This is a genomic window from Desulfobacula sp. (assembly GCF_021107415.1).
In genome coordinates this window covers 1-8,140 of the sequence record NZ_JAIOSW010000249.1, presented here as the reverse complement: position 1 = coordinate 8,140, position 8,140 = coordinate 1, and the positions used below count along the sequence as shown (strand labels likewise).

Here is an 8,140-nt window from a genome sequence, read left to right as displayed (position 1 = left end):
GAATATGGATTACAACCCGGCCAGATCCCTTATTTGATCTGCTTTGTCTATTCTTTCCCAGTAAAAATCAGGATCTTTTCTTCCAAAATGCCCATAGGCGGATGTTTTCCTGTAAATCGGACGCAGAAGATCAAGGGTATCAATGATTGCAGCAGGTCTTAAATCAAACACCTCTTTGACAATTCCAACTGCCCTGGATTCAGATATTTTTCCGGTTCCCATGAAATCAACCAGAAGTGATACAGGCTGGGCAACACCTATTGCATATGCCACCTGAACCTCGCATTTATCTGCAATTTTTGATGCAACAAGATTCTTTGCCACATATCTCCCCATATAGGACGCACTTCTATCAACTTTTGAAGGATCTTTCCCGGAAAAGCAACCGCCGCCATGACTTCCCTGGCCGCCATAGGTGTCTACAATAATCTTTCGGCCGGTGACACCGCAGTCTCCCATGGGACCGCCCACAACAAACCGTCCTGTGGGGTTAATAAAAAATTTTGTATCGCCGTCTATCATCTCCTCGGGAATCACCTTTTTAATGACTTCTTTTATAATGGCCACCTTTAAATCGCCATAGGATATGTCGGGAGAATGCTGGGTAGAGACAACAACCGTATCCACCCTTTTAGGCTGGCCGCCGTTTATATATTCAATAGTTACCTGGGATTTTCCATCCGGTCTTAAAAAATCAAGGGCACCGTTCTTTCTGACCTGGGCCAGGCGTTTTGTCAAATTATGGGCATAAATAATCGGCATGGGCATCAACTCCGGGGTTTCGTTGGTGGCGAACCCAAACATAAGGCCCTGATCACCCGCACCCTGCTCCTTGTAAAGCCCTTCGCCTTCATCAACCCCCTGGGCAATATCCACAGATTGTTGATCAATACTTGTAATAACAGAGCATGTCTGCCAGTCAAACCCCATGGCTGAAGAATTATACCCAATATCTTTTATGGTATTTCTAACCACATCGGGAATATCCACATAGCAATCAGTGGTAATTTCGCCTGCCACCATTGCAAGACCTGTGGTCACCAATGTCTCACAGGCAACCCTGCATTTTTTATCCTCGGCCATGATAGCATCAAGAATGCTGTCCGATATGGCATCCGCCACTTTATCAGGGTGGCCTTCCGTTACAGACTCGGACGTAAACATGAAAGATTGTTTTTCTGACATTACAAACTCCTTTTATCTTGGAATAATTATTTTATTCATCAAATAATTTATATTTAAGGTTATAATTAATATGTTTTTATTTTATCTTTGTCAATATTAGCGAACCTTGACGTTCACATATTTTTCTATTTTTAAATTACAAATCACTTGACAATTACCCCACAATTTTTATTCTTTGACTTAATTTTAAAATATATAATCCTGGAGAAAAGCATGCCGGAAAAAAAAATAACAAAAATTACAGGAATCGGTTCTGCACTTGTTGATATTTTAATCAATGAATCCGACCAGTTTTTAATAAACCTTGGAAAAGAAAAAGGGGGTATGACCCTTGTAGAAGACAAAGATATCCAGCAGATATTATCTGAAACCAACCAGGAACCCGTTATTGTTCCCGACGGTGCTGCATGCAATACAATTGTCGGTGTCGGCAGTCTTGGCGGTGATGCCGGATTTATTGGAAAAAGGGGAAATGATGCCTATGGCAGAACTTTTGAAGAACAGGTGGTTAAATGCAATGTTGAACCTGCTATTTCAATCAGTGACTCTTTGACGGGCAAAGTCTTATCTGTTATCACACCGGATGCCCAGCGCTCCATGTTCACTTTTCTTGGTGCATCCACAGAGCTTGACCCAGAATCAATCACTTCCAACATGTTTAAAAAAACAGCCATTACCATGATCGAAGGGTATCTTTTATTCAACAGGGATTTAATGATGGCTTCTCTCACAGCTGCCAGGGCTGCAGGATCTCTGATCGCCCTTGATCTTGCAAGTTTTGAAGTGGTTAATGCCTCCGAAGATATTCTTGAAGATATCATAAAAGATTTCGTTGATATCCTTATTGCCAATGAAGACGAAGCAAAGGCATATACCGGGTACGACGATGAACAAAAAGCCATCGAAAAGATGTCTGAGCATGTCACATATGCTGTTCTGAAAGTGGGTGAAAAAGGCAGTTATGTCTCATACAACAATAAGATCACAAGGATTAAAGCCCAAGCAGGAAATGCCCCCATAGATACAACCGGAGCAGGAGATCTCTGGGCAGCGGGATTCCTTTTTGGCATTGCCCATGGATTTTCCATTGAAAAAAGCGGACAGATCGCATCCGCCTGCGGTTATGAGGTTTGCCAGGTCATGGGAGCCCAGCTGTCTGAAGATGCCTGGACAAGGATAAAAAAACTGATATAAAATCTAAAGTGCCCGGAATAATACGTTCTATTTATCATTAAATAAGATCTTAAACACATCTTTATATTTTTTAGCAAAATAAAACGTGATACCGTCTTTAATGTGCTCGGGAAGTTTTTTAAAATCAGGACTACACCCCTGGGGCAGGATAATTTCTTTAATACCTGACCTTCGGGCAGCAATGATCTTCTCTTTAATACCACCAACTATAAGGACTTCACCCGTTAAAGTGATTTCCCCCGTCATGGCAAGGGGGCGGTTAACTGCCTTTGTCTTTGCAAGGGAAACAAGCGCTGTTGTGATAGTGACCCCTGCACTTGGGCCGTCCTTTGGGGTTGCTCCTTCAGGCACATGGATATGGATAAAGGCATTATCAAAATATTTTTTATCAATTTTATATGATGTAAGATTTGCTCTCACATGGCTGTAGGCAATGGCTGCAGACTCCTGCATCACTTCCCCAAGCTTTCCTGTCAGCTTAAATCCCGAATTTTTTTCATGAACCCTTACCGCCTCAATGGGAAGGGTTGCCCCGCCAAGCTGGGTCCAGGCAAGGCCGGTTACCACGCCTATTCCTGACATCTGTTTTTCATTTTTAAAAATCGGCGGCCCCAGATAATCCTCCAGAGATTTAATATTGATCCTGATCTTTTCTTTGCCTTCTTTTAATATAGTCACAATGCTTTTTCTGATAATTTTATTTAAAAGCTTTTCAAGGCTTCTGACCCCTGCTTCCCTGGCATACCCGTCAATAATATGGCGGATGCTCGGATCGGTGATGGTGATCACTTTGGATGTCAGCCTGTTTCTTTTTAGAAGTTTTGGCCAGAGATGCTTTCTGGCAATCTGAATTTTTTCCTGGGTAATATAACCGGACAGATTAATCCGGTCCATCCTGTCCAAAAGCGGTCTGGGAATCGTATCAAGCTGGTTGGCTGTGCAGATAAATAAAACTTTGGACAAATCAATCCGAAGATCCATATAATGATCGAGAAATTCGGAATTTTGTTCAGGATCAAGCACTTCAAGCAAAGCAGACGCGGGATCACCCTGGTAAGATGATCCGATTTTATCCACCTCATCCAACATGATCACAGAATTTGCCACCTGGGTATCTTTTAAGGCCTGGACCATTTTTCCGGGCAATGCCCCCACATAGGTTCTTCTATGCCCTTTGACCTCAGCCTCGTCCCTCATCCCGCCAAGGCTGAACCTGTAGAACTTTCTTCCAAGGGCCTCTGCAATTGATTTTCCAATGGAAGTCTTACCGACACCGGGAGGTCCGACAAACAGAATAATGGAGCCGGAAAAATCTTTTTTATAAATTCCGGCAGCAAAAAATTCGATTATCCTTGTCTTTACATCGGAAAGTCCTGCATGATCCCGGTCAAGAATTTTCTCGGCCCGTTTAATATCAATATTATCCCTGGAATAGATCCCCCAGGGAAAGGATGTGATCCAATCCAGGTAGTTTCGGGTCACCCCGTATTCTGAAGACCCTGTCTCAAGCACGGATAATTTTTCAATTTCTTCTTCAAATCGTTTAACCACATGTTCCGGGGGCTTTAAGTTTGCAAACTTTTCCTTAAATTTATCCACATCCGAAGTTTTATCATCTTTTTTCAATCCAAGCTCTTTCTGAATTGCTTTAAGCTGCTCTTTTAAAAAAAATTTACGCTTGTTTTCATCCATCTGGATGTTGAGATCTTTTTGTATTTTGGTCTGAAGCTTTGCAATTTCTATCTCTTTTTGCAGCAGCATCATGACTTTTTTCATCCGGTCTATAACAGAGGAAAGCTCTAAAACTTCCTGTAAATCATCACCGGAAGCCGTGGTAATACCGGCTGCAAAATCAGTCAAAGGTGACGGTTGATCCGGGCTGAACATTCCTAGGTATTGTCTTAAATCTTCAGAATATAAGGGGTTCAATGAGAGCAATTGCTTGATGGCATTAATAATGGCAATAGCGTAGGCCTTAAGCTCATCTTCATTCTCTTTGATTTTTTTGAAATACTCCACCCGAACCGCAAAGGGCGGTTTGTCCGATAAAAACTGTTTGATTCGAAATCTTTCAAGCCCCTGTGCAATAAACTGGATATTTTCTTGAACATCCGATATATTCATCATCCTGACAATACAACCCACCTTGGGAAAGTTTTCTTTATACACATATTTCCCTTTGACTTCCTTCAGGTAGGCAAGGCCTAAAAGATTTTTAGAATCTTTGGATGCCTTCATCAGCGTTTCTTCCCATCTCTTCTTGTTGACCATAAGGGGTTGAACCTGTGCAGGCATATGAGGACGGCCCGTAATGGGAATAAGATATAAAATATCGGGTTTTATGCTTTGCTGAACTAGTTGACCGTCTTTATTTCCTTTATCGTCTTCGACTATTTCCGGTGTAATCGGCTTGTTGTCATCAGTCATAAATCACCTCTTAGAAAAATTGATATTATAACAACAATGAATATTTTCTCTATTATAATATCATTTTATGTTCTGACAACCTAAAAAAGCAAAATCCATGCCATTCCAGATGATTTACGCATCAATATAAATATCCTGACCCTATGGAATTGATAATGACACATCTGAACTTTATTTTGACTTTCAGCATATGGTCAACTTTTTTTGATCAATTCACAATTGCCTCGTTTTCAGGTATAAACAAGGCTTGGGAGACGGCGGAAAGGCTTGAGCTGTTCAGGAATTTTACAGTTTTGTTGTGTTTATTGCATAGCTTTTTAACCCTGAGGCAGGCATTATGGCTGTTGCAGTTCACAGGGCAGAGCACCATGTCGCATCTTTTTACCTTGGCTTCAAAATTAGCTTTGCCGGCTTTAAGATACCCGTCATGATAATGAAACTCTCCCCCGGCATTTTCAATGATATCTTTGTAAAAAGATTTCATCTTTGTAATGCCGCCGACCATAAATACCCTTTTGGCGCAGAGCTTATATTGGGGACAGGCTTCTTTAATACAATAGTCTTCGTTGGGGCAATCAATAGATGTACAGAAGGTGAAACCGGTAACCATGGCCTGGAATTGTTTTCTCATCAACTCATTTTCACTTCTGGAACTGAACAAGTCAATCTGAAGGGATCTTTTTTCACGTTCCATGATCCTGATTTTTTCCTGTTCAGCTTTAAGATCTTGCTCACGGTCTGCAATTTTCTGCTCCAGACAGTGGATGGCGTTTTCCGGTTTTTTCCCGGGATGAAACATGTTTTCCAGCTCACTGATCCTTTTTTTAAGCTGTAGATTTTCAGTCTGGAGCAAAGATATTTTCCTGGCATCTGATTTTCTTGCTGCAACCAGTGTTTTAAATTTTTCATTTTTAAGGGTTATTTTCTTTTTCTGCTGTGCGAGGTTCTCATCTGCCTGCACCTGTTTTTGTCGGACATGAAAAATTTCGGTCATATTGGCATGGGCCTGCATGTGGACTTCTCCGAAAACATCCTGGAGCAGATCAATACCGGTGTCTTCATATGAAATGACGGCATACATCATGGGTCCGACGTTTCCTGTTTCCAAATGTTCTTTCCAAAGTGCTCTGATGTCCTGATCCGGCAGGCCGGCAATCCGGCTCATCAGTTTGCGTGCCTTGTTGCGGATGAAATTGTTCACCTTAACCGATACATTGTTTTCATCATAGAGTTTGGCCATTATCTGCTGGTGATATTCATAGGGCTTCATTCTCTTTATATCATAACCGCATTTTTTTAAAATATTTTTATGCTTTTCAACGGAAAGCATGGCACCGACAACAGGGCACTTAAAGTGAGTTTCCACTTCCCAGATATTCATAAATTTTAAAAGGATGTCTGACATGGTCTTTTCTCCTTTATTCTGATATTATTTACTTGGCTGGCTGGCCTTGGTATTAAATCATTATTTGTTATGCTGGCAGGTACAATTTTTACAATTACCTTTGCATTTATGACCTGTGGATTCCTTCTTTTCATATGGAATGCAGCTGTCGGGTATGATCTCACCTGCCCGGATTTCGGAAGGTTGTTTTTGTTTCTGGATTTTTAAATGAAAATTTGATTGCATGCGTCCTCCTAAAAGGTAAGAATTATAAAGTTTGAGTTGACTAACTTTTAAAAGGAAACATAGAGAGGGCAGGTGACTTTGTCAAGCAAAAAGTTAGGAAGGGCTTATTTTTTTAATAATCCCTGACTTAATGCCGGTTTAATGTCACAATGGGGGCAGGTATCAATTTTTTTCACAAATTTTTTAAACTTAGTAAACGTCTGTTTATTCATTGCGTGTTCCATCCGGCACGCCGTATTGTCGGCTGTTTCTTCATCAACCTCTAATATCCTGAAAAAAAAATCCTTTAAAAAAATGTGACGGCGCTCTATTTCCACTGCGATTTTTTTACCTTCAGGGGTTAATGTGACATATCCATAGGGTTCATAGTTAATAAAGTTTTTTTTAGCAAGCTTTTTTAACATCCCTGTAACAGACCCTCTTTTAATGTCCATTTTTTCAGCAATATCCTTTGACCGAGCCACGGTTTTTTTTGTCTGTAGTTCAAGTATGGTCTCAAGATAATCTTCAACGTTTTCCGAAAGATCGTTATTTGCAGCCATATCGTTTCTCCATTAAATTTACCATTATATGTTTATATTTAAATATATAGTAAGTCAAATGTTTATTTTAATGAGATGGCTCATTTTTTTGTTGACATGCATATAAGTTAGGAGTATTAAACTTTTTATTTATGGAAAAACTTAATTAAAAAATCTGACAAGCTATTGTTGCTATAACAATTAAAGCTTCACGCTTTTATTGGGATAATTCGACAAAAATGTGAATTTGTTTATGCAATTTTTAAGGAGGGCGTATGACTTTGGATGAACTCAAACCAGGCAATGAATGCAGCATTAAAAAATTATCAGTACGAGACAAGCTGGGACAACGGCTCATGGACATGGGAATTTACCCGGGTCTGAAACTCAAAGTGATCCGGAATGCCCCCCTGGAAGACCCTATGCAAGTGGAAGTAGACGGCTATTTTATCAGCCTGCGCCATGATGAGGCCCGGTTTATAGAGGTGGAACATAATGGGGACAGATAAACTGCTTGTGGCCCTGGCCGGCCAGCCCAATTGCGGGAAATCAACTGTGTTTAATGCCCTGACCGGTGCCCGGCAGCATGTGGCCAATTACCCCGGTGTAACCGTGGATAAAATGGTTGGGTGGTACCGGTATGGTGACTCCCGGGTGGAAGTGATTGACCTGCCCGGCACTTACAGTCTGACATCCTATTCTCCTGAAGAACGGGTATCCAGGGATTTCATTATCCATGACAAACCCTCTGTGACAATCAATGTCATGGATGCCAGTAATATCAAGCGTTGCCTGTATCTCACCTTTCAGCTGCTTGAAATGGAAATCCCCGTGGTTTTAAACCTGAACATGATGGATGTGGCTAAAAACAGGGGCATTACCATTGACCAGGCTGCCCTGTCAAAGCAACTTGGCATTCCCGTGGTTGCCACTACCATGAATCGGGGCCAGGGTAAAAAAGACCTTCTGGCCGCCATACAGGCTGTTGCAGACACAAAAAAATCCCAGACCCCGGTCCGGGTGGATTACAAGCAAATGGAGCCCTATCTCAGGAATGTTCAGGATCTGCTCACATCTGAAACAAATCTTGTGGAAACCTATCCCTTGCGCTGGATGGCCATTAAGCTCATGGAAGGAGATGAGGCCATCCAGAAGCTGATCCGAAAAAAAGCATCGCATCCAG

General features: G+C 41.4%; 8 protein-coding genes. 3 read left to right on the top strand and 5 right to left on the bottom strand.

Annotated elements, in window-relative coordinates; genetic code table 11:
• Positions 1 to 9: 9 nt before the first annotated feature.
• Positions 10 to 1,185: a methionine adenosyltransferase gene (metK, locus tag K8S13_RS13500; protein WP_291463228.1), complete on the bottom strand. Its 1,176-nt coding sequence runs from the start codon at positions 1,183 to 1,185 to the stop codon at positions 10 to 12.
• A gap of 213 nt (positions 1,186 to 1,398) precedes the next feature.
• On the opposite strand from metK, the gene K8S13_RS13495 reads away from it, so the two are divergent.
• A complete protein-coding gene (locus tag K8S13_RS13495) occupies positions 1,399 to 2,379 on the top strand; it encodes an adenosine kinase (RefSeq protein ID WP_291463226.1) in 981 nt (326 codons plus the stop codon).
• A gap of 27 nt (positions 2,380 to 2,406) precedes the next feature.
• Here the strand turns inward: K8S13_RS13495 and lon are convergent, their stop codons facing one another.
• The 4 genes from lon to K8S13_RS13475 form a co-directional block, all read right to left on the bottom strand.
• On the bottom strand, positions 2,407 to 4,806 hold the full coding sequence (gene lon / locus K8S13_RS13490) for an endopeptidase La (protein ID WP_291463224.1): 2,400 nt from the start codon (positions 4,804 to 4,806) through the stop codon (positions 2,407 to 2,409).
• A 208-nt stretch (positions 4,807 to 5,014) separates the two neighbouring features.
• On the bottom strand, positions 5,015 to 6,211 hold the full coding sequence (locus K8S13_RS13485; protein WP_291463222.1) for a DUF2325 domain-containing protein: 1,197 nt from the start codon (positions 6,209 to 6,211) through the stop codon (positions 5,015 to 5,017).
• 60 nt (positions 6,212 to 6,271) lie between these two features.
• Positions 6,272 to 6,436, bottom strand: coding sequence for a hypothetical protein (locus K8S13_RS13480; RefSeq protein ID WP_291463220.1), 165 nt, complete (start codon positions 6,434 to 6,436; stop codon positions 6,272 to 6,274).
• A gap of 104 nt (positions 6,437 to 6,540) precedes the next feature.
• On the bottom strand, positions 6,541 to 6,978 hold the full coding sequence (locus tag K8S13_RS13475) for a metal-dependent transcriptional regulator (RefSeq protein ID WP_291463219.1): 438 nt from the start codon (positions 6,976 to 6,978) through the stop codon (positions 6,541 to 6,543).
• Between the two features lie 254 nt (positions 6,979 to 7,232).
• On the opposite strand from K8S13_RS13475, the gene K8S13_RS13470 reads away from it, so the two are divergent.
• Both K8S13_RS13470 and K8S13_RS13465 read left to right on the top strand, forming a co-directional pair.
• Entirely contained in the window at positions 7,233 to 7,466 is a 234-nt protein-coding gene (locus tag K8S13_RS13470) for a FeoA family protein (protein WP_291463218.1), read from the top strand.
• Positions 7,453 to 8,140, top strand: a 688-nt coding sequence (locus tag K8S13_RS13465; RefSeq protein ID WP_291463217.1) for a FeoB small GTPase domain-containing protein, incomplete at its 3' end; no start/stop codon positions are given. The genes K8S13_RS13470 and K8S13_RS13465, both read left to right, overlap by 14 nt.